The organism is Mesorhizobium sp. RCAM 05099 (assembly GCF_059683685.1).
The window spans coordinates 4107624-4128454 of sequence record NZ_CM185035.1 but is presented as its reverse complement, the minus strand read 5'-3'; the positions used below and the strand labels follow the sequence as shown (position 1 = coordinate 4128454).

Below are 20831 nucleotides of genomic sequence, written 5' to 3'. Positions count from 1 at the left end.
TCAGGACTTTCTGAGGTAACGATCGAGGACATTCTGGGTGACGCGTTCGACCATCGGATCTTGTCTTAGCAGGCCCGCCACCCATTCGCAGCTTCCGGCATGGAACACCTCGCCCTTGCCGCGCGGGAAATTGACGATCATGCCATTGCCGCGTTTGACTTTTTCCAGGTTGGCGTCGCTCGCCTCGCCGAACAGCGTCTCGGCGGTGAAGCGGCCATCCTCGTCGGTGAGGAACTGGTCCTCGATCGGGATATCGGCGCTTTCCTCCACCTGGCTGGCCATGCCGACGGCGAGAACCTGCAGGCCATCCGGAGCACCGCTGGTGGCGGTGGGGTAGGGCAGGCCGCCGCGGATCTCGAAGTCGAGCCCGTCGACCTCATAGCCATAGACATGGCTGTCGGAGCCGAGCAGGTCGCCATAATAGATGCCGGTGCCCGCGAAGGCCCAATGCTCCGGCCTGTAGACCGGAAAGCCGCGCACGCCGCGCGGCGCACAGCCGCCCCAGCCGGTGTAGACGCCACGCGTCGCGTTGAGCCCGAAGGTCGCCGAACCCGGCCGGCCGATTTCCGGCGCCTCCCAGGAATTGGTGGCGCGGGTGACGTCGCCGCCTTGGAGATAGGCTGGGTCCTCGGCACGGGCGCGGTATTTGAAGCAGACCTGCCGACGGCCCTCGTCCTCCAGCCGCGTCTGCCACATGAAATTGCCGGCAAAGCGCGCCGCATGGCCGCCGCGTTCGACATAATGGTCGACGGCATCACGCATCTCCCATGTCCAGTATTCGTCGTGACCGACGAAAGCCGCGCAGTCGTAGCCGTCGAGAATATCAGGCGAGAAATGCAGATCGTGCTGGCTGACGAGATCGACGGCATAGCCAGCCCGTTCGGCGAAGCGGAAGAAGTGGCTGTCGTAGCTGGCCCAGCCCGACGAGGCGTATTTCTTCGAATGACCGGTGGCGAGCGCCCACTCCATATGCGGATAGCGCGGTATCGTCTTCGGCGGCACGGCGACTTCCAGCGGCACGCGCGGTGCATCTTTCGGCAGCACGACGAAGCCACGGCACCAAGGGCGTTGCGTCGACACGATGGGCGAATACTGGTTGCGATCCGGTCCGGTAATGCCCTGGTAGTGGTTGGAGCCGCCCCAGGTGTTGTAGGCAAGCCAGGTTCCCGTCGCCGCCACTTGCAGCACACGGCCGGGTTTCTTGCCGGGCAGGGGAGCGACGATGAAAATATGGTGGCATTGGATCGGCTTGCCGTCGCGGCCATCGGCGGTCAGCGTCACCCGGTAGGCGCCGGACGGCCAATCGCTCCCGACGGGAAATTCGAACGAAACTTCCCAGCCGCAACCCTCGGCCGAGCACTGGTCGGGCGTGTCCTGCCAGCGCGCAGCGATGCCCGTTTTCTCGAACACCCTGGTTTCGCTGCCGCCGTCGCGGACAATCGTCATGCTGAACGCCGGTGCCGTTGAACTGACATGCAACGCCACCGTTTCGCCAGCGCGATAGGAAAAGCGGTCGCTGTAGCACCAGATCTCGCCGCGCTCGCCATCCATGCCCGGCCATTCATAATAGTGGCCGCGTACCGCGTGCCGGCGCTGCTCCGGCGTCAGTCCGAAATCGGGAAATTCCGTGATCAATCTGGTCATCATCGTACTCAGGCGGAAAGGTATTTCTTGAGGAAGGTGCGGGTGCGTTCTTTCTGCGGCGCGCGGAAGATGTCGGCCGGCGGGCCTTCTTCCACCACCACGCCGCCGTCCATGAACAGTACTCTGTCCGCCACTTCGCCGGCAAAGCGCATCTCATGCGTTACGATGAGCATGGTCATGTGTTCGGCGGCAAGCTGTTTCATCACCGCGTTGACTTCGTCGACGAGTTCGGGATCGAGCGCCGAGGTGGCTTCGTCGAACAGCATCACCTTGGGCTGCATCGCCAGCGCACGGGCTATCGCCACCCGCTGCTTCTGTCCGCCCGAAAGCCGCGAGGGATAGGCGTCGATCTTGTCGGCAAGCCCGACCTTGGACAAGAGAGCAAGCGCCAGCGCACGGGCTTCGGCTTTCGGCATGCCTTTCAGGATCACTGGTCCCATCGTGATGTTCTCGATCACGGTCAGATGCGGGAACAGGTTGAAGTGCTGAAACACCATGCCCATCTGCTGGCGCACCTTGTTGATGTGCCGTTCGAAAGCCTGGCCACGAAGCGGCTGGTTGACCTGAACGCCGTCGAGCCAGACTTCGCCGCCGTTGAGCGATTCCAGATGGTTGATGGACCGCAGCAGCGTGCTCTTGCCGGAGCCGCTTGGCCCGATGATCGCCACGATCTGCCCACGCTCGACCGACAGGTCGATACCTTTGAGGACTTCAACGGCGCCGAACGATTTGCGCGCGCCACGAACCTCGACCATTGGCTGGCGCAAGCTCATCGGGAAACCTCCACGTTCCGTTCGAACCGACGCAGACCTGCTTCGAGCACGAGGTTGAGAATATAGTAGAGCGCCGCCGCCGTGATGTAGAATTCGAACGGCCGGAACGTTTCGCTGATCGCCTGCTGGGCCGAATGAACCAGCTCGGCGATGCCGATGACCGAGACGATGGAGGATTCTTTCAGCAGCGCGATCAGGTTGCTTCCGATCGGCGGGGCCGTGTTGCGGATAGCCTGCGGTATCACGACGTAGCGCAGCGTCCGCCATTTGCCGAAGCCGATGCTGCGTGCGCCTTCCGTCTGGCCGACATCGACGGCGACGATGCCGGCGCGGATGACGTCTGCATTGTAGACGGCAAAATGCAGGCCAAGCCCGACGATGCCGGCGGCAAGGGCGGGAATGTCGATGCCGATCTGCACCAGGCCGAAATAGATCAGGAAGAGCTGCAGCAGCAGCGGCGTGCCCATGAAGACCCACATGAAGACACGCACGGGATAGGCGACGATCAACGGCGCGTAGAGCACTGTGACCGCGAACAGAATACCGAAGACGAAGCTGAGCGCTCCTGCCGAGACCGTGAGCAGCGCGGTCCACCAGGCGCCAGTCAGCAAGAGGTCCCAGTAGGGCGCGACGACGGTGAAATCGAGACCTTGCATCGCGCTCTCCGATCAGACGATTGCGAAGCGCTTGTCGAGCAAATCGACGATGCGGGAGACGGCGTAGACCATGATCATGTAGAGCAGGGCGGCAACGCCGAAGATCTCGAACGGCTTATAGGTGGAGCCGATAAAGCGTTGGGCCGTGTAGGTGAGTTCCACGACCGAAATTGTCGACACCAGTGCTGATCCCTTCAACAGAGCGACCGTATTGACGCCGAGCGGCCGTATCATCAGCCGCGCGGCCTGCGGCAGCACGACCTTGCGCAACGTCTGCAAACGGCTGAAGCCGATTGTGCGCGCGGCTTCGGTCTGGCCTCTGTCGACCGCGACCAGCGCGCCGCGGATCGATTCCGCCATATAGGAGCCGATGTTGAGGCCGAGGCCGATGACGCCTGCCGCGAACGGATCCAGATTGATGCCGATTTGCGGGCCGCCGAAATAGAGCACGAAGAGCTGGATCAGGCAGGGCGTGCCGCGAAACAGGCTGACATAGAGGGTGCCGATGGCCCGCGGGATCGCGGACCTCGACATCTTGGCGGCCGCGGCCAGTGCCGCGGCTGCTAGGCCCAGGATCAGGGCCAGCACTGTGATCTCGATCGTCACCAGCGCGGCTTCCACGAAGAACGGGAAGACGCGCTGCATCAAGGAGAAATCCATGGAATAGCCCAGCAAGAGGAGTGCTCCCGGCGGCTTTGGGGCCGCCAGGAGCCCATAGGGGTCAGCGGATGTCGCTGCCGACCCACTGCGTGGAGATCTTCTTGTAGGTGCCGTCAGCCATCATGTCGTCCAGCGCCTTCTGCATGGCCGCCTTCAGCTGCGGATTGTCCTTGCGGATGGCGATGCCGATGGCGACGCTGCCGCCTTCAATGTTCGGCGTGTCGAGCTTGCGGACCTTCTCGCCCGTCTCCTTGACGGCGACCATGACCGGAATGTTGTCGACGACGATGGCGTCGACGCGACCGGCCTTCAATTCGAGCAGTAGTTCCGGCAGGCCCTTGTAGGTGCGGATGTCCCATCCACCCTGTTCGCGGGCCCATTTCTCATGCGTCTCGCCCAGCGTCACGCCAAGGGTCTTGCCCTTGAGATCGTCGAGGCCCTGCACCTTGGAATCCTCGTTCACAAAAACGGCGCGGCCAGCGTGGTAGTATGGGCCGACGAAATCGACCACCTTCTCGCGCTCTGGCGTAATCGTCATCGAGCCGACGACGGTGTCGTACTTGTTGGCAAGCAACCCGGCGATGATGCCGTCCCAGGCCGTGGTGATGATGGTGCCCTTGACGCCGATGCGCTCGGCGATGGCCTTGCCGATATCCGCGTCGAAGCCGACGACCTTATTCTGGTCATTGACGAAGTTGAACGGCGGATACTGGCCGCTCATGGAAATCTTCAGTTCGCCCGCCGCCTTGATCTTCTCAAGGTCGTCGGCCCTGGCCGACGCTGTCGTGAAGGTCGACGCAAGCAGCAGTGCCGCAACCGCGATGCCGGAAAATACTCTGTTCATCTGGTGTCCTTGTCCTCTGGATGGAGCGCGAAGTCTTGTTCTTGGGAGGCGCGGGGACGCTTTCCTGACTTCAATGATTGCCTTTGCGCATGCATTGCGCAAATAGATAATGGGAATAGGGAGCATAGATATCAGGAATGGCTTTGCCTCGCCCCGAACGGCTGGTCTGGGATCTGGACTGGAACCTTCTGCGGACATTCGTTGTCATCGCCGAGGTAAAGAGCATCACGCGCGCCGCCGAGCGGCTGAACCTCAAGCAGCCAAGCGTCAGCAATGCGCTACGGCGGCTGGAAGACCGGGTTGGCCGGCGGCTGGTCGAACGCGATGCGACACGCTTCGAACTCACCGAGGTCGGGCGGCTTCTCTATGAGCAAAGCGTCGAGGTGTTCGGCACCATATCGCAGCTGCCGCTGCTGATGCGGGGCATAAGCGACGACGTCACCGGCCACGTCATGATCGCCACCGCCAGCCATGTCGTTTCGCCGCTGTTCGACCAGGCGCTTTCGGAGTTTCACCGCAACTACCCGCGCGCCAGCATCACCATCTCGGTCGCGGCAAGCACCGAAGTGGCCAAGCAGGTGAGGGAGCGCCGCGCCTCCTTCGGCATCTGCCTGGTCAGCCAGCGCGATCCGGCGCTGGAATACGCAATGGTGTATCGCGAGTTCTTCGGCTTCTTCTGCGGTCCGCAGCACAGGCTCTACGGGCAAACCGGACTGACGCTGGCGGATCTGCGGGGCGAGCCCTCCGTATCGTTCCAGACCGACCATATTTCGGACGCGCTGCGGCCGGTCGCGCTGCTGCGCAGCGAGGCCCGGCTGAACGCCGATGTTGTCGGCGTGTCTTCCAGCCTGGAGGAGGTACGGCGAATGATCGTCGCCGGGCTCGGCATCGGTCCGCTGCCGTTGCATGTCGCGCGGCGCGACGTGGCCGACGGGACGCTGTGGCGGCTGCCGCCCTACGACGCGCCACCCGCTATCGACATCTTCCTGCTGGTCAATCCCGACAAGGCGATGAATCGCGCCGAGAAGGCGCTGCTGTCAGGACTGCAGGCGCTGATCGCCGAAACGCCGATCGAGGACCGCATCTACAACGGTTGACCGGCCGTAACTTCTGGCTGCTCAATCAGGAAGGCCGCCGCGCGGCTCCGCATCGGCTCGTCCAGCGCCACCGAGGCACGCGCCGTAAGATCGAAGCGCACGCAGGTCGTCCGGCTCGAGGCATGGACAATGCCGTCGAGCGATCCCGACATCACCTGTTCGAAGGTGACGGACGTACGGCCGATCTTGACGATATGCGAACGGATGGTGATGAGCGAGCCGGCCTTCGTTTCATGCCGATAGTCGATCTCGGTGCGCACATCGGCCCATCCGGTTTGCGGTGGCTGGTTGCCGTCCTGCCCGGCGATATGGCCGAGAAGCTGGAAGCTGGCATCGTCGAACATCGCCGCGTAGTGACGCACATTCATGTGCCCCATCACATCGCACATCCAGGGATGGGCGACGCCGACGAAGGTAACGAGAGATTTGCTCATGGGGATTGCTCCGTGGCCATGCCGGATCGTGCCGTCCGCGATTGCGGACACGCAATATCGAAATGCGCGACGACAGGCAAACCGACTATATGGGCTAGGTATTCGTTAGCCGCGCCCTTGGCCGGCTCCCGCAAACGGACTATCTCAGAGGGGCGGCGTTTTCCGCCACGGGGATAGGCATGCTCAGAGTCCAGAAGGTCAAGGTCGACGATATCTACGTGCCGACAGCGCGCAAGAAGACGCTGCATCCGGAGACGGTTCGGCATCTGGCCGAGGACATGCTGGAGAATGGCATGAAGACGCCGATCCAGGTCCGCCATGACGGCAAGCGCCATATCCTCGTCGAAGGCCTGCATCGGCTGGAAGCGGCCAAGTGGCTCGGCGAGACCGAGATCGACGCTTACCTGGTGCAAGCCAAGCGCCACTGACGCTTCCCTCTTCCCCACCAGATCGACGCGGCAAGGATGTTGTCGCGAAATTTGTTCGCTGACGGTGTCGGTTCGCGTTTTGTCGGCTCGTCCTTGGGGCGCAAGCCAGGTCAACCAGATACGAGGATACCGTCATGACCACCGAGCTCGACATCGCCCCTGCCAATGATCGCGAACTGGTTCTCGCCCGCATCATCGATGCGCCGCGCGAGAACGTCTATCGCTGCTGGACCGACACCAGGCTCCTGACGCAGTGGTTCGCGCCGAAACCATGGACGACGCCGCGCGCCGAAATGGATGTGCGCACCGGCGGCTCGAGCCTTGTCGTCATGGCTGGCCCCGACGGCAATGAGTTTCCCAATCCCGGCGTCTTCCTGGACGTCATTCCCGGCAGGAAGATCGTGTTCACCGATGCCTACACCCAGGCCTGGGAACCATCGGAAAACCCGTTCATGACCGGCGTGCTGACCTTCGAGGATGAAGGCGAGGGCAGGACCCGCTACGTCGCCCGCGTTCGGCATTGGAGCGTGGCTGACCGCGAACAGCACGAGAAGATGGGTTTCCACGTGGGCTGGGGCCAGTGCACGGACCAGCTTGAAGAGCTCGCCAGAACGCTTTGATACAGGACTGCCCCGACGGCCGCGCCCGGCTCAGGAAGCCTTGGCGCGGCGCGGTTGCCTGAGATGCTTGATGCCACTCATCTCGACGAAGTTCGTCGCCGAGTCCCAGAGATAGTCGCCATAGAGAAACGGCTCGAAGGGCTCCGTATCGCTCAGCGGCAACGGCGCGATCTCGGCGTCGACGCGCGGTTCGTAGAAGAACGGGATCGAGAACCGCGCTGTCTTCGGCGCAATCACCCGGTGCCGCGTCGCCCGGACACGCCCGCCGGTCCAGCGCTCCAGCAACTGGCCGAAATTGACCGCCAGCGTGCCGTCGGCCGGCGGCACGTCGATCCATTCGCCGGCCAGGTTCTTTGCCTGCAAACCCTCGACGCCGTCCTGCGCAAGCAACGTGACGAAGCCGGAATCGGCATGCTCGCGGCCGATGACGGTGCGCGTCTCGCCCTTGTGGACGATCGAGAATTCCGGCCCGCTGGTATCGACGCCCGCGTTGGCGTCACGCAGGGGATAGCGGATCAGGCGCAGCGTCGAGATGCCGTGCTCGAAATAGCCATCGAAGATCGTTTCCGGCAGGCCAAGCCCGCGGGCGATCGAGCGCATCAGCGCGTTGCCGACCGCTTCCATCGCGCGATAGTAATCCGCCGCCGCCGTGCGCCAGCCGGGCAGGGCCTCTTCGGCCGGCAAGGGTGTCGGCTCGCGGAGCGGATCGTCGGACGCCAGGATATCAGCCGCATGGGCAAGATCCGGTCCCATGTCGATTCCTTCCTTGTAGGAAACGGCCGTCGGCTGCAGCGGGAACCAGCCGCGATAGACGTTCTTCTTCGTGCGGTCGAAATTCCAACGCAGCAATTTCTGCTTCTCCGCGTCGGGAAGCGCGAAGATGCGCAGCAATTGTGCTCGTTTGTCCGGCGTCAGCCAGTCATCGCCGGGAAAGTTCCGGACCGCCATGAAGCCGATGCCAGCGGCGGCGGCCATGATCCTGGCGTCGGTGTGGTCGCGGGCGGGCGAGGGCGGCCCGAACAGGGCTGCGATGCCCAAGGTTTCGATGTCTGGCGTCATGGCTTCAGGTCCTCCGCATCACGATAATCGATGACGTTGTATCAAAGCTTTTCAATTGACCCAATCGGCCCCGCCGCTACCTTGCCGCTCATTCACTCCACCAATGGATCCGGGCAATGGCAAGATATGAGGGCGGATGCCTGTGCAAGGCGGTGCGCTATCGCGCGGACGCCGACCCCATCAACGAACGCATCTGCCACTGCCGGCTGTGCCAGAAGGCGATCGGCGCCGCCTTCAACGCGCGCGTGCTGTTTCGTATCGACGATGTGACGATCGAGGGGCCGCTGGCGACGGTGAACACGTCGCCGGACCTCAAGCGGGGCTTTTGTCCAAGCTGCGGCACAACGATGTTTTCCCGGCGCGATTCCGTCGGCATCATCGGCATCACCACCGGTTCGCTCGATGATCCCACGGTCTTCAAGCCGCAAATGCATATTTTCACGGCTTCGAAGCAGCCTTGGGTGATGCTCGATGACGGCCTGCCGCAATATGACGGCGCACCGCCGCCGAACTAGGTTCTTGCTTTCTCTCGCGAGGTGGGAAGGGAGCGCGCAAGTCTGACCAAAATTTGATCCAAAGAGACACGAGATAGCCGGCAAAGCGTCATTGGCGGGCCATCATTGTCTCCCTATCTAGCAGGTGCGGGCCCGGCATTCGAGGAGACGACGGATGAACGACAGCATCAGCACCCTGGACGAGCTTTTGAGCGATCCGATGGTCCTGCTTGTGATGGAGCGCGACCGTGTGCGCCCGGAACAGGTGCGCATGCTGCTCGAACGGGTTCGCCGGCCTTCCGTCGATGAGCCGGTTGTGCCGCCGGCGCATGTGATCGCCAGGACCTGCCAGAAACTCTGGTTGTGCCCGTAATCGCGTTGCGATTGTCCCCCAATGAAAACACGGCCGGCCCGTGGGCCTCCGCTGTGGAATGACGCGTATTTCGGCGCGGCGGCGCCAAGCTTACAAATCCGTAAATTGATTCTCCGCTGCATGACGGTAAGGCTCCCGCGGGGCTGACCGGCACCGGTTGGTCCCGCGCAAGTTCGATCTCTCGCACGGAATTCGACATGGCCGGAATGTGTACTCAAGGCGTGGACACCGGCTTCGTCGGTTTGGGATTCGCCAAGGTGGCGTTTCTCGGCGTGGTGCAAGGCATCACCGAATTGCTGCCGATTTCGTCGACCGCCCATATGCGCATCGTGCCGGCCGTGCTCGGCTGGCAGGATCCGGGTTCCGCCTTTTCCGCCGCCATGCAGCTGGCGGCCCTTGCCGCGGTGGTCAGCTATTTCTGGAGCGATGTCAGGGACATCCTGTTTGGTTCGCTCAACGCTCTGACGCGACGCGATTTCGCCAACCAGCACTTCAGGCTGGCGCTGTGGATCGTGCTGGCGACCATCCCGATCGTTATCGCCGGAGTGGCGCTGTCGGGCGTGCTCAACGCCTGCAATTCGCCGCTGCGCAGCCTGACGGTCATCGGTTGGGCCTGCATCGCGATGGCGATCCTGCTGGCGTTGGCCGAGATTTTCGCCCGCCACCGGCGCACCATCGGCGAAGCGTCGCTAACCGATGCGCTGCTTGTCGGCGTCGCCCAGATCGGCGCGCTGATTCCCGGCGTCTCACGCTCGGGCTCGACCCTGACGGCAGCACTGGGGCTCGGCTTCAAGCGGGCCGAGGCGGCGCGTTTCTCGTTCCTGCTCGGGCTGCCCGCCATTGCACTCGCCGGTCTCAAGGAACTTTGGGAACTGCACAAGGTCCATCTCGACGCCCACGGCTGGTCGGTGCTGTCGGTGGGATTGGTCGTCGCCTCGGTTTCCGCCTTCTTCGCCATATGGGGCCTGATGCGCGTGCTGGAGCGCTTCTCGGCCTGGCCGTTCGTCATCTATCGCGGCGTGCTTGGTGTCGTCCTGCTGTTGAGCGTCGCCATGGGGTGGCTCGTCTAGGGCTTCCACAGTATCGCTTGAAACGGGCTATACCCGTACCGGACCCTGAAGTTCGATCCCGGTACGCGCATGGATCTCTTGACCCTCCTCCAATCAATGCCGCTGCTGCTGGCGCTGGCCAAGGGCGCGCTGCCGTCGGTGGCGGCACTCGGCATGGGCTTTGGCCAATGGGTCGCCTCGCTGCCGCCATGCCGGGACGTGGCCTTTGAGGCGACCAGCTATCTTGTTTGCGAGGTCGACCCGAAACGCTATGCGATCGAACTGTTCTGGAAGGATCCGGCGGGCAAGCCCTTTCAGTCGCTGCACAATCTCCATGCCTCGCAACAGGCGGCAGGGCGCACGATGCTGTTTGCCATCAATGCCGGCATGTATCACCCGAACCTTGATCCGGTTGGTCTCTATGTCGAGCATGGCCAGGAAATCACATCCGCGAAGGTCGGTTCGTGGCAATTTTTCCATGCAGCCGAACGGCATTTTCTACATGAGCGGCGGCAAGGCCGCGGTCCGTTCGACCAGGGATTTCCTCAGAGCACGGCCGCCCGTCGACTACGCGACGCAATCCGGGCCGATGCTGGTGATCGATGGCCGTCTGCATCCAAAGTTCCTGGCCGACAGCGCCTCGCGCAAGATCCGCGACGGTGTCGGGGTGCGCAAGGACGGTGTCGCCATCTTCGCGATTTCGAACGGCACGGTGACCTTCCATGCGTTCGCCCGCCTGTTTCGCGATGCGCTCGGCTGCGACAACGCGCTGTTCCTCGACGGCACGATATCAAGCCTGCTTGCGCCGGCGATCGGCCGCAACGATGACTACTGGAACCTGGGGCCGATGATCGGTGTCTTCAGGAAGGGCTAGTGTCGCGCGTCGCGCCTGCCGCGGAGCTTGACGACGGCCACGGCGACGATGATCACCGTCACGGCCGCGATCGCCGCCATGCCGAACCGGCTGGTCGCGCCGGGCTCCGCGAAACCGCCGGCGCCCTTGGCAACCAGCCATCCCGGCGACAGCACGACCGGCGCCCAGATGATCGCCGACAGGATGTTGGCGATCTGGAACAGGCGCCGGTTCATGCCCATCATGCCCGCGACCAGCGGCACGGTGGCGCGCACCGGACCGAAGAAGCGGCCGGCGAAGATCGCGGCGAAACCATAGCGCCGGAAGAACAGGCGTGCCCTGGCGATCTCGCGGCGGTAGCGGTTGAGCGGCCATTTGTGGACGACACCGCGTCCCAGCCATTTGCCGAGAAGATAGGAGATAGTGTCGCCAAGTGCTGCCCCGATCATTGCGGCGAGCAGAACGGGCAACGGCGCGACGATGCCTGCACCAACCAAGCCGCCGACGATCACCAGCACGGTGGTGCCAGGCAAAAAGATGCCGATCAGGATCAGCGATTCACCGAAAGCCAGCAGCCCTACGATGACACCGGCCCAGGCCTGGTGCGTCTCGATGAAAGAAACACTTTGATCGATGAAGGATTGCACGCCGGCTCCGTGATGAAAACGCTACTCAGCTGCCACTGTCGAGCAGGCGCCTGCAGGGATGGCGAGCAGGAGGGCAGGGTCCAGTCGCTGCAATGCAATCATCGGGTGCCTTTGCGGGGATCGTGTCGGCGGCAAGCGCGAGACGGTGCGTATCGTCTCAACAGGGACATCGTGGCGCTGTCAAGGCTGGCTTGGCCGTTGGTGCCGAAGGCCGGATTTCGCCGCCCGGCATGCACGAAAAAACTTGATTCAAACTTTATTGGTAATTTCTCGTTCATAACTCGATCTGGTTTGTCCGTCGGCTGCCGTTTTGCCCTCGGTCTGTTGTGTTTTGAGTACAGGTCCAGATGCGGATACCGGGCGTCATCAGTTTCTTGATCGCATGGCTTTGCCTTGCCGGTTGCACGTCGACGGCCGGCATCGATGCACTGGATTTGCAGAAACCGTCGAGCGAGACCACCAGTTCCGTGGTGCGCCCGCCGGCACCGCTGACGTCAGTCCCGGCGGCGATGGCCAGCAGGGCGCCGAGGGCCGAAAAGGCGCCGGTGGACGACAATGCACGGCCTTTCGGCCTGGCGGAGGAAGAGACGGTGGCGTTTCCGGCGCCTGAAGTGTCGGATGTCGGCGGGCTGCCGGTCGAGCCGGCCGCGGCGGTATCGAAGCCAAGGCTGTTGAGCCGCGCCGCCCCGCCAATGCTTGCCGGGCCGCTCACCCGCTACGGCTTTCGCGACGCCAAGCCGATCAATTTCGGCAAGGCTTCGCCCCGGCACCTCGCCGTTCATGGCGTCGACGTCTCGCGCTGGCAAGGCAACGTCAACTGGGAAAAGCTGCGCGCGCAAGGCGCCAACTTCGCCTACATCAAGGCGACCGATGGCGGCGACCATCTCGATCCGATGTTCATGAAGAACTGGCGCAACGCCGACGCCGCCGGCCTGAAGCGCGGCGCCTATCACTTCTTTTACTGGTGCCGCACGGCGGGCGAGCAGGCCGACTGGTTCATCCGCAACGTGCCGAAGATGGATGGCGCGCTGCCGCCGGTAATCGACGTCGAGTGGAACGGCGAATCGAGCTGCAAGCGGCGGCCGTCGCGCGAAAAGGTGCTGGAGAAGATGCAGGTGTTCATGGACAAGCTGGAGCGCCACTACGGCCAGAGGCCCATCATCTACACCTCGCCCGATTTCTATCGCGACAATCTCAGGGGCGAATTCCTCGACTACCCGTTCTGGCTGCGCGCGGTGGCGGCGCACCCGTCAAAGGTCTATCCCGGCCGCAAGTGGCTGTTCTGGCAGTATTCCGGCTCCGGCCTGTCGCATGGCGTCACCGGCCGCATCGATCTCAACGTCTTCCAGGGCGATGAACGGCAGTGGCGCGCTTTCGCCGGCGGACAAACGACCGTCGCCGACGCCAACTGAAACAGCGCAATCCGACGTTAGCAGCGCTGCCAACGCCACGGCCGGATCCTATCTTGGTTGCCGGCGGTACGACTCGTCGATGGTGGCATAGGCCAGAACCGCGGAAAATGACCCGAAACTGAGCAGGACAGCGGTGGTAACCATGAGGTCGTAAGTCGACATGTTGTTCTCCCTCCGAGGATTGCCGAGGATTGCCGAGGAGACAGGACGAGCGCTCGATGCGCGTTGACCTGGATCAACCGAATAGTGCGGCCTTTGCGATTGGACAAGACATTGCCGTCGCCTTGCTGTCTATGTGCAGGCTCCTGCACTCCCTGGGGCATTGGAGACGAGGTGGAGCTCAAGTTCCTGTTGGTCGGCTTTGCCTGCGCGGTCGCCGGCGGGCTGTCGATCGTTACTTTCCTGAAATGGCGAGAGGTGAAGGCGGTCAGCCGCTGGTTGCCGGCGCCGGGGAAGATCATCTCCTCGCGCGTCGAGGCGCGCGAGGTCCGAAGCTCGGGCTCCGGCTCGGAGAGCAGCGATGCCACCGAGATCAGGAATTTTCCGGCGATCACCTACGAATACAAGGTGGGCGGCAAGACTTTCCAGAGTTCGCACTACAGCGTGCAGGAGAACCTCGGGAATTTCGAAGTCACCGAGACCCTGGCGCGGTTTCCCCGCGGCGCCAAGGTGACCGTCTTCTATAACCCGTCCGATCCGGCCAAGGCGGTGATCGAGCGCACCATGCCGGACGGCGCCTTCAAGTTCATGGTCCAGCTTTCGGCGGGGCTGGTGATCGGCGCGCTGGTGCTGGTGTTCTCCGTCGGCGGTGTGCTGGAGGCAATCGGCCCGCATTTGCCCAAGCCGCAAAACCTCGGCGCGGCAGCGCTGCTGCTGTTTATGGGCCTGTTCGTGCTGCGCATGGGCTTCGTCCAGAAAGCGATGGCCGAGCAGGCGGCGAAATGGCCGGTCGCCGCCGGCCGCATCGATGCGTCGGGCCTGCAGGCAATCAAGACCCGCGACCGGTTCGAAGGCTATCGACCCTGGCGCACTGTTTTCAAGTCGCGCATCGTCTACAGCTATGGCGTCGCCGGCCAGCGCTACAGCGCCGACCGCGTCGCCTTCGGCGCCACCGTGACGGCTTCGCTGCCTGGCCTCGTCGGCGGCCAGGCGGCGCGCTATGTCGAGGGCGGCAAGGTCGACGTGCACTATGATCCCGCCAACCCCGCCTCGGCGGTGCTCGAATGCCGGGTGCGCGGGCTCTGGGTGCTTTGGGTCTGTTCCGTCGGCTTTCTCGGCGGCGCTGCCTTGCTGGTCGGGCTGGTCTGAGGCCGGCTTCCTTCAGCAGCGGGCGAGAGGGCCGCTGTCGAAGCCAGGCCAGGTGAACCGCACCCTGGCGCCGTGCCTGACCATATGGACGATACGGGAAAACGGTTCCGCGAGCGATGGGTCGGCGCCGTAGCACTGGCTCGCATGCACCACCCAGCCGGTGGCGGACTTGTGAAACGTCGCGTGCTCGCAGCCGAATTCGGGAAGCGACAGGGCCGACTGATCCACGGTGAAGACCGTCTGGCGCTGGACATCCGCTGCCGCGCTGCAGTTCAGGCGTTCGCTGGACCATGTCCCGACATAGGGCGGCGCCGCCAGTGCCGTGCCGCCCGCGAATGCGGACATTGCCATCGTCATCACCAAACGCCGCATCATTTGTCTCCTTGGGCCACTGTGCTCGACCATACAGACTGTTGGGGTCCGTGCGGGCAAGTTTCGTTCGAGGTGCGACAAACGCAGCTGTTCCGGATTTCGCTTATGCTTTTGCGCGGATTGATGCGACTGTATAGCCAGCACGCACCCAGGCCGCATAACGCTTTCCCAGGGAAATTGATGATCATTCGCAGACTGGCGTTGGTTTTCCTGGGGCTGCTCGGCCCGACGCAGGCAGCGGGCGCAAAGAACTGCCTGCTGAGCCACGCCACCTATCGGGAACCGCGCTCGGGCGCGGTGATGCAGTTCCGGCCGCTCGATAACGAACCGGCGGCCCTGACGTCCGAGGTGTTTTCACTGACCGTGCCGCATACCGATATCCGCCTGCCGGCCGACATCACCTGGACCAATGGCAAGAATTCGTTTCCGCTCGGCACCATCCGCCACACCTGCACCGACGAGGATCGCGAAGCGGGACTGGAGGACGGCAGCGGACTGTGCAGGATATGGGATGGGCAGGTCTATGCCTTGACCGGCGGCGGTGCCGAGCAGTTGAATTCGCGCGAAGCGACACCGGCGCCGAAAGGGCTGTTGTTGCCCGATTTCGGCGCAGCTTTCACCGAAGGGGCCGATTTCGCCAAGGCCAATCCGGAAGGCTCGGCGTGGGATGCCTTCACCTTGACAGGTTGCAGCGATGAATAGCGCCATGAGATCGATCAGCTGGATCAGCGCCCTGTTGGCATCCCTGACGATATCCGCCATGGCACGTGCGGACGAGCCGGCGCCGTCGCGCCCGCCGGTCGACAAATGTGCCTGGGAAAGACTGGCCGACAAAACGATCGGTCTTGCCGCCTGGGTGCAGCGCTGCGACTTCGGCTTCCGCCAGATCCATTTCGAGTTCGCCGGCAACGCTCTCGCCATCAAATACAGCGACGGCGGCGCGGCCGACCCTCTGGTCGAACTGTTCGACATCCAGCCCGGCGAGACCGCCGAGGCAGCATTGCAGCGGCTGTTCCTGGAAAAGACCGACAAAACCGTCAGCGCCCGCTGCGTGCTGGCGCCTTACACCGAGGGAACCGTGCCCGCCGGCGTCAAACGCTACACTTTCAGCCCAGACGCCGCCTATGCGAAAGAACTGAAAGCGCTTGCCGATCCCAATGAGGTTCCCGACCCGCCGTGCGGCGATTGGGGCGAAATGCCTGATGGCATCCAGTATTTCGAAGTGCCTGCGGGCGAGGCTAGCAAACTGCTGTTCGTCCGCATCGGCCAGGATGAGCCGCTGTTTGACGAGCAGACGCTGCGTGTGTTGCGGGACGAGTAGGTGCCTGACGTGGCGGCAAGCAGGGTTGCCTCGATGTCCTCGATGAGCTTGCTGCACCCATCGAGGAGGTTGACATGAAGTCGGTGCCGGGACCTGTCAGGGCTTCACGAACCGATAGGCGAAGCGATCGGTCTCGCCCTTGATCGAAGGATCGAACACCTTGATCGAGTGCGCATCATCCTTGCTCGCGAGCATGGCGCTTTGCGCGTCCAGTACGAAGCCAGCCGCCTCCACCTCCTCGCGGACGGAGGCAGGATCGATCCGATGCAGCGCCTGGGTGTCGCTCGTGCCCGACCCTGCTGCTGCGGCGTGGTCGACGATGACGTAGAAACCACCGGGCTTCAGCCGCTCGTAGACGGCTCGATTGAAGAGGCCCGCGGTCGCGCCCTTCTTCTGAATCAGCGCGGTGTGGAGATCGTGGTAGAACAGGTGCAACCACACAACATCGGCTGGCTGGGTGACCTCCGGCATCGCGACGAGGTCCGCCGAGACGGCCTCGACGTTCTCTCGGCCCGGCTCCTTCGCGAGCGTCCGCATGAGGCCGACCGGATCGTTCTTGAAGTGGGCGACTTCGGCCGGCACAAAGCTGTAGACCCGTCCTTTGAGTCCGACGATGTCGGAGAACAGGCGCGTCCAGTCGCCGTCGCCTGGGTAAACGTCAATGACAGTGGAGCCCGCATCTACACGTGCGAACCGGATCAACTCGGATAGCTTGGATTGGTCGTACATTGGAATCTCCTTACGGTTGGGCATTCGACGAGTGCGCGGCCTACAATGGGGCGATCCACGGCTGATCTACCGTCTACCCGACTTGATGGCCGAAGATGGCCGGCCCGGACACGTCCATCTGCGAGGCCCGGGCCAGTGCTTGCGTGTCGACGTATTCCCGGATGTTGGTCAGCCTGCCGTCCCGGACCGTGATGGCGAAGACCCAGTCGTCCTCGAACGTCTTGTTCGTGGCTTTGATCTTCCCCTTGGCGAAGCCGGCGACGAGGACCCGGTCTCCTTGCGCCACGAACTCCCGGGGTTCCGTGGACGTTTCTATCGACTTGGATGCCGTCTCAAGCAAATCCGCCAAGCCGGCGTGTCCATGGCGCGTTCCGGCCAACGGCCAGTCCTTGCCGGGGATGATCCACTCGATGTCTTCGGCGGCCAGCGCCAACAGAGCCTCCCTGTCGCCGCGGCCGATCGCGGCGAAGAAGTCCTTCACCGTCTGGATGTTCTTCTCAATGCTCATGGGAATTTCTCCATTTCGCACGGATCGCATCGTGCTCGATCCGATCCGTGCATCCTGGTCCTGCCGGTTGGCACTTCATGCTCATCCGTCGAACTTGACCAGGTCCTTGAAGATCAGTTGACCCCAGCTGTTTCCGCGCGCCTGGACGAGCAATCCGCCTTCCGAAAGCCCGCCAAGTTTGATCGGCGCGAAACCGAGCTTTTCCGCAAGCACACCAATCTCCGCTGCGGCAGCGTCATCGTCGCTCGCCAGGAACACGACCCTCCTGCCACCATGCACGGCCGGATCCTGGTCAAGCACGGCAGCGACCAGATGGTTGAAGCCCTTGACCAGTTTTGCACCAGAGAATGCCTGTGTGATGAACTTGGAAGAAGGCTGTCCCCCCAGTTTTTCAGGAGGCACGCCGTAGGCGTTGGTCACATCGACGATGGTCTTCCCCTGCCAACTGGCGAGCGCCTTCGCGACCTCCGGGTGCGACTCGAAACGGACAGCCAAAAAGATGATGTCCGCCTTGATCGCTTCCGCCAGTTTTTTAGGAATGATCGTGGGTCCGACCGCGGCCGCAGCGGATGCAAAGCTTTCCGGGTCGCGCGTGGTTGCAACGGATACTTCGATGCCTTTGCGGGCAAACGCCTTGGCCAAAGCCTGGCCGATATTGCCAAATCCTATAATTGAATAGCTCATAATGCTTCTCCGATCTTGTTTAACGCCGGGGTCAGACCTGCGCCATGCCTCCGTCGACGGCGAGATCCACGCCAGTGATGAAAGAACTTTCATCGGAGGCGAGGAACGTGACGGCAGCCGCGATTTCCTCTGGTTTGCCCCTGCGACCCATTGGGATCTGTGACGCAAACTGGGCGGCCGCTTGCTCGGCTTGCTCAGGGGTAAGGCCAGTCGTTGTCTCTAAGGCCGGCGTCTCGATTGCTCCGGGACTCATTGCATTGACGCGGATTTTGCGGTCTTTGAGCTCCAGTGTCCAAGCGCGCGCGAAGTTGCGTACAGCCGCCTTACTCGCGGCGTAGGTGCTAAACCCAGGAAGCCCCAACACGTTCGACACTGAAGAGTTCAGGATGATCGAACCGCCGTCTTTGAACAGGGGAAGGGCCTTCTGAACCGTAAAGAACAGACCCTTCACGTTCACATCGAAGGTCTGATCAAAATGTGCCTCAGTGGCGACCGCGAGCGGTGCGATTGTCCCCGCGCCCGCGTTCGCGAAGAGAATGTCGATGTGACCATGTTTCTCTTTCACGACGGCATAGAGGCGATCCAGATCTTCCAAGAGCGATACGTCACCCACGACCGTCGTAACGTTTCTCATGATGAAGGCCGCGGCCTCCTTCAACTCTTTCTCTCTTCGCCCGGTAATCACGACGTGCGCTCCTTCTTCTACGAAGCGCTTGGCTGTGGCCAATCCGATCCCGCTGCTTCCGCCCGTGATGACTGCGATCTTACCTTCGAGTTTTTTCATAATCTTTGTCTTTCTTTGCGCGCGGGCCAGGCACGGACCGCGCTGGGGTCAGAGTTGCGCCAGGCCGCCGTCGACGGCGACCTCGCTGGCAGTCATGAAGCTGCTGTCCGACGACGCGAGGAAGGCGGCCACCGCACCGATCTCCGTCGGATCGGCCATGCGCTGGAGCGGAGTCATCGCGCCGTAGGCCTTCTGGCCCTCCTCGCCCAGCGCTTCCTTCGCGAGTTCGGTCGCCGTCGCCCCGGGCGACAATACATTTACCCGGATGCCGGTGCCCTTCAGGTCCTCCGCCCAGGTCCGCGCGAGGTTGCGCACGGCCGCCTTGCTGGCGCTGTAGGCGGTGAATCCCGGGGCGCCCGTGGTGCCGGCGCTCGATCCGGTCAGGATGATCGAACCGCCCGGGCCCATCAGCGGCAACGCCTTCTGGACCGTGAAGATCGTACCCTTCACATTGGTGTCGAAGGTTTCATCAATGTGCTCGGCGGTGATCTGGCCGAGCGGCAGCGGGCCTCCGGCCCCGGCATTGGCGAAGACGATGTCGAGGGTTCCGCGCTCGGCCTTCACCGCCGCGTAGAGCCGGTCGAGGTCGGCCTCATCCGAGACCGAGCCCTTCACCGCGCGGGCATTGGGCCCGAGGTCAGCCACAGCGGCGTCGAGCGCTTCCTGGCGGCGGCCGAAGATAAAGACGAAGGCGCCTTCGTCGATGAAGCGCTTTGCCGCCGCGCGGCCGATGCCGGTGGCGCCGCCGGTGATCACGGCGGTCTTTCCATTCAATCTGGTCATGTCGTGCATCCTTCCAGGCTTCCGCCTTGGCCATTCGGGAACGTCCCGAGACGCTCTAGATGGGTCCGCCGGAGTGAGACGTTCAGTGCGCAAGCGCGCACATCGGTGGTGCGAAATCGATCCGGCTGGGCGACTGATGTCACCGTGACGGTCGCCATGCCTGTGGTTGGCGTGCTAGACACGGGCTTGGAAGGCGCGCCGCGCGGTGCGGGATTGCACCATGATAGACTGGGATGACGTTCGCTACTTTCTTGCCGTCGCACGCGGAGGCTCGGTGCGGGCTGCCGCCGCACACCTCGGGGTGAATCATTCAACCGTGCTGCGACGCATCGCTCAGCTCGAGGAACGCCTTGGGGCACACATGTTCGAAAAGCTGCCCTCGGGCTACCGCCTGACCGCCGCGGGCGAGGAGGTTCTCGAGCTCGCGGAACAGATGGAAGCGTCGTCCCACCAGCTACAAACGCGCGTCCTCGGGCGCGACCAAGGCGTGCGCGGGCTTCTGAGGGTGACGCTGGCTCCGACCCTCGCGACACACCTGCTCATGCCGGACTTCGCCGATTTCGCGCGTCTGCATCCGGACATCGAGATGGAAATCTTGTCGTCCGGCGAGCTGGCAAATCTGACCAACCGAGAGGCCGACGTGGCGATCCGCGTCGTCTACGACCGCAAAACTTTACCGCTCAATCTTCACGGACTGAAGGGACCGGAGCTGTTCGGAGGCGTCTACATGTCCCGGGATCGGCTAACCGTGTCGCGTGCGGGCGCGCCTGGTCCCATCCGGTGGATCGTCATAAGCATGCATGGAATCCCCGATTGGGTCCGCGAGGTTCGCACCACGGGGGTTCCGTTCAGGACCACGGACGGTGAGGCGCAGATCGTTGCCGTACGGCAAGGGGTCGGGATGACGACGCTGCCGTGCTTCGTCGGAGATGCCGACCCGCTGCTGGTGAGGGTGCCGGGCACCGACCTGCACATGTACGGAACCGTTTGGCTTCTCACACAGGGTGAGACTCGCAAGACAAAGCGCGTGCGGCTCTTCACCGAATTCATATCCCGCAGGCTCGCCGCGTACGCGCCGCTTCTCGCGGGACTGTCCATATCGCGCGACTGACGCGCGGCAGGTCGCTGGCGATGCTTGCAGTGGACAAGTGCCTGCAAGCGGTCATCCCCAGCGTACGACTTGGGTCGATAGCGCGGCCCACCGTCAGTCCGCCTGCGGGCCTATTTCCTAGCGCGGGCTGAGATGGCCCCTCCTAGAGCAGTTCACCGTTTCACGGAAACGGCAAACCGCTCTAACTC

General features: G+C 63.1%; 27 protein-coding genes. 12 read left to right on the top strand and 15 right to left on the bottom strand.

Annotated features, from left to right (window positions below; genetic code table 11):
• The 5 genes from AC56QQ_RS20440 to AC56QQ_RS20420 all read right to left on the bottom strand — a co-directional run bounded on the left by AC56QQ_RS20440 (window position 1) and on the right by AC56QQ_RS20420 (window position 4577).
• Window positions 1-1644 carry a N,N-dimethylformamidase beta subunit family domain-containing protein gene (locus tag AC56QQ_RS20440; RefSeq protein WP_497123147.1) on the bottom strand — a complete coding sequence of 548 codons (1644 nt, stop codon included), beginning with the start codon at window positions 1642-1644 and terminating at the stop codon, window positions 1-3.
• An 8-nt stretch (window positions 1645-1652) separates the two neighbouring features.
• Entirely contained in the window at window positions 1653-2417 is a 765-nt protein-coding gene (locus tag AC56QQ_RS20435; protein WP_497123146.1) for an amino acid ABC transporter ATP-binding protein, read from the bottom strand.
• Entirely contained in the window at window positions 2414-3073 is a 660-nt protein-coding gene (locus AC56QQ_RS20430) for an amino acid ABC transporter permease (protein ID WP_497123145.1), read from the bottom strand. The genes AC56QQ_RS20435 and AC56QQ_RS20430 overlap by 4 nt, the downstream gene beginning before the upstream one ends.
• 12 nt (window positions 3074-3085) lie before the next feature.
• The gene (locus AC56QQ_RS20425) at window positions 3086-3733 is read right to left on the bottom strand and encodes an amino acid ABC transporter permease (protein WP_497129068.1); all 648 of its coding nucleotides are present in this window, start codon (window positions 3731-3733) and stop codon (window positions 3086-3088) included.
• 61 nt (window positions 3734-3794) lie between these two features.
• Entirely contained in the window at window positions 3795-4577 is a 783-nt protein-coding gene (locus AC56QQ_RS20420; protein ID WP_497123144.1) for an ABC transporter substrate-binding protein, read from the bottom strand.
• 137 nt (window positions 4578-4714) lie between these two features.
• On the opposite strand from AC56QQ_RS20420, the gene AC56QQ_RS20415 reads away from it, so the two are divergent.
• On the top strand, window positions 4715-5674 hold the full coding sequence (locus tag AC56QQ_RS20415) for a LysR family transcriptional regulator (RefSeq protein ID WP_497123143.1): 960 nt from the start codon (window positions 4715-4717) through the stop codon (window positions 5672-5674).
• Here the strand turns inward: AC56QQ_RS20415 and AC56QQ_RS20410 are convergent.
• Window positions 5662-6108, bottom strand: a complete 447-nt coding sequence (locus tag AC56QQ_RS20410; protein WP_497123142.1) for an acyl-CoA thioesterase — start codon at window positions 6106-6108, stop codon at window positions 5662-5664. The two genes, AC56QQ_RS20415 and AC56QQ_RS20410, sit on opposite strands and share 13 nt — an antisense overlap.
• A gap of 179 nt (window positions 6109-6287) precedes the next feature.
• On the opposite strand from AC56QQ_RS20410, the gene AC56QQ_RS20405 reads away from it, so the two are divergent.
• Both AC56QQ_RS20405 and AC56QQ_RS20400 read left to right on the top strand, forming a co-directional pair.
• The gene (locus AC56QQ_RS20405; RefSeq protein ID WP_489861054.1) at window positions 6288-6536 is read left to right on the top strand and encodes a ParB N-terminal domain-containing protein; all 249 of its coding nucleotides are present in this window, start codon (window positions 6288-6290) and stop codon (window positions 6534-6536) included.
• A gap of 134 nt (window positions 6537-6670) precedes the next feature.
• Window positions 6671-7156 carry an SRPBCC family protein gene (locus tag AC56QQ_RS20400; protein ID WP_497123141.1) on the top strand — a complete coding sequence of 162 codons (486 nt, stop codon included), beginning with the start codon at window positions 6671-6673 and terminating at the stop codon, window positions 7154-7156.
• Between the two features lie 30 nt (window positions 7157-7186).
• Here AC56QQ_RS20400 and AC56QQ_RS20395 read toward each other — a convergent pair whose 3' ends face one another.
• Window positions 7187-8215, bottom strand: a complete 1029-nt coding sequence (locus tag AC56QQ_RS20395; RefSeq protein WP_497123140.1) for an isopenicillin N synthase family dioxygenase — start codon at window positions 8213-8215, stop codon at window positions 7187-7189.
• A gap of 116 nt (window positions 8216-8331) precedes the next feature.
• Between AC56QQ_RS20395 and AC56QQ_RS20390 the strand changes: the two genes are divergently transcribed.
• From AC56QQ_RS20390 to uppP, 3 genes are all read left to right on the top strand, one after another.
• A complete protein-coding gene (locus AC56QQ_RS20390) occupies window positions 8332-8730 on the top strand; it encodes a GFA family protein (protein WP_497123139.1) in 399 nt (132 codons plus the stop codon).
• A gap of 154 nt (window positions 8731-8884) precedes the next feature.
• Window positions 8885-9082 (top strand): hypothetical protein, encoded by a 198-nt coding sequence (locus AC56QQ_RS20385; RefSeq protein WP_111542483.1) that lies wholly within the window; start codon window positions 8885-8887, stop codon window positions 9080-9082.
• A gap of 197 nt (window positions 9083-9279) precedes the next feature.
• On the top strand, window positions 9280-10152 hold the full coding sequence (gene uppP / locus AC56QQ_RS20380; protein WP_497123138.1) for an undecaprenyl-diphosphatase UppP: 873 nt from the start codon (window positions 9280-9282) through the stop codon (window positions 10150-10152).
• Between the two features lie 93 nt (window positions 10153-10245).
• On the opposite strand, the gene AC56QQ_RS20375 is transcribed toward uppP, so the two are convergent.
• A complete protein-coding gene (locus AC56QQ_RS20375) occupies window positions 10246-10611 on the bottom strand; it encodes a hypothetical protein (protein ID WP_497123137.1) in 366 nt (121 codons plus the stop codon).
• Between AC56QQ_RS20375 and AC56QQ_RS20370 the strand changes: the two genes are divergently transcribed.
• The gene (locus AC56QQ_RS20370) at window positions 10610-11005 is read left to right on the top strand and encodes a phosphodiester glycosidase family protein (protein WP_497123136.1); all 396 of its coding nucleotides are present in this window, start codon (window positions 10610-10612) and stop codon (window positions 11003-11005) included. The genes AC56QQ_RS20375 and AC56QQ_RS20370 overlap by 2 nt on opposite strands.
• On the opposite strand, the gene AC56QQ_RS20365 is transcribed toward AC56QQ_RS20370, so the two are convergent.
• Window positions 11002-11631: a DedA family protein gene (locus tag AC56QQ_RS20365; RefSeq protein ID WP_497123135.1), complete on the bottom strand. Its 630-nt coding sequence runs from the start codon at window positions 11629-11631 to the stop codon at window positions 11002-11004. The genes AC56QQ_RS20370 and AC56QQ_RS20365 overlap by 4 nt on opposite strands.
• Before the next feature lie 347 nt (window positions 11632-11978).
• On the opposite strand from AC56QQ_RS20365, the gene AC56QQ_RS20360 reads away from it, so the two are divergent.
• Window positions 11979-13043 carry a glycoside hydrolase family 25 protein gene (locus tag AC56QQ_RS20360; protein ID WP_497123134.1) on the top strand — a complete coding sequence of 355 codons (1065 nt, stop codon included), beginning with the start codon at window positions 11979-11981 and terminating at the stop codon, window positions 13041-13043.
• A 333-nt stretch (window positions 13044-13376) separates the two neighbouring features.
• Window positions 13377-14351: a DUF3592 domain-containing protein gene (locus AC56QQ_RS20355; protein WP_497123133.1), complete on the top strand. Its 975-nt coding sequence runs from the start codon at window positions 13377-13379 to the stop codon at window positions 14349-14351.
• A gap of 12 nt (window positions 14352-14363) precedes the next feature.
• On the opposite strand, the gene AC56QQ_RS20350 is transcribed toward AC56QQ_RS20355, so the two are convergent.
• Complete coding sequence (locus AC56QQ_RS20350) at window positions 14364-14723, bottom strand: hypothetical protein (protein WP_497123132.1); 360 nt, start codon at window positions 14721-14723, stop codon at window positions 14364-14366.
• Window positions 14724-14903: 180 nt separating this feature from the next.
• Here AC56QQ_RS20350 and AC56QQ_RS20345 point away from each other — a divergent pair, with 180 nt between their 5' ends.
• Both AC56QQ_RS20345 and AC56QQ_RS20340 read left to right on the top strand, forming a co-directional pair.
• Complete coding sequence (locus AC56QQ_RS20345; protein ID WP_497123131.1) at window positions 14904-15425, top strand: hypothetical protein; 522 nt, start codon at window positions 14904-14906, stop codon at window positions 15423-15425.
• Between the two features lie 4 nt (window positions 15426-15429).
• A complete protein-coding gene (locus AC56QQ_RS20340) occupies window positions 15430-16044 on the top strand; it encodes a hypothetical protein (protein WP_497123130.1) in 615 nt (204 codons plus the stop codon).
• 96 nt (window positions 16045-16140) lie between these two features.
• Here the strand turns inward: AC56QQ_RS20340 and AC56QQ_RS20335 are convergent, their stop codons facing one another.
• The 5 genes from AC56QQ_RS20335 to AC56QQ_RS20315 form a co-directional block, all read right to left on the bottom strand.
• Window positions 16141-16773, bottom strand: coding sequence for a class I SAM-dependent methyltransferase (locus AC56QQ_RS20335; RefSeq protein ID WP_497123129.1), 633 nt, complete (start codon window positions 16771-16773; stop codon window positions 16141-16143).
• A gap of 73 nt (window positions 16774-16846) precedes the next feature.
• Window positions 16847-17281, bottom strand: a complete 435-nt coding sequence (locus tag AC56QQ_RS20330) for a nuclear transport factor 2 family protein (RefSeq protein WP_497123128.1) — start codon at window positions 17279-17281, stop codon at window positions 16847-16849.
• A gap of 81 nt (window positions 17282-17362) precedes the next feature.
• Window positions 17363-17965: an NADPH-dependent F420 reductase gene (locus tag AC56QQ_RS20325; protein WP_497123127.1), complete on the bottom strand. Its 603-nt coding sequence runs from the start codon at window positions 17963-17965 to the stop codon at window positions 17363-17365.
• 31 nt (window positions 17966-17996) lie between these two features.
• Window positions 17997-18749, bottom strand: coding sequence for an SDR family NAD(P)-dependent oxidoreductase (locus AC56QQ_RS20320; RefSeq protein WP_497123126.1), 753 nt, complete (start codon window positions 18747-18749; stop codon window positions 17997-17999).
• Between the two features lie 48 nt (window positions 18750-18797).
• The gene (locus tag AC56QQ_RS20315; protein WP_497129066.1) at window positions 18798-19532 is read right to left on the bottom strand and encodes an SDR family NAD(P)-dependent oxidoreductase; all 735 of its coding nucleotides are present in this window, start codon (window positions 19530-19532) and stop codon (window positions 18798-18800) included.
• 220 nt (window positions 19533-19752) lie between these two features.
• Here AC56QQ_RS20315 and AC56QQ_RS20310 point away from each other — a divergent pair, with 220 nt between their 5' ends.
• A complete protein-coding gene (locus AC56QQ_RS20310; protein ID WP_497123125.1) occupies window positions 19753-20643 on the top strand; it encodes a LysR family transcriptional regulator in 891 nt (296 codons plus the stop codon).
• The last annotated feature ends 188 nt before the right edge of the window (window positions 20644-20831 follow it).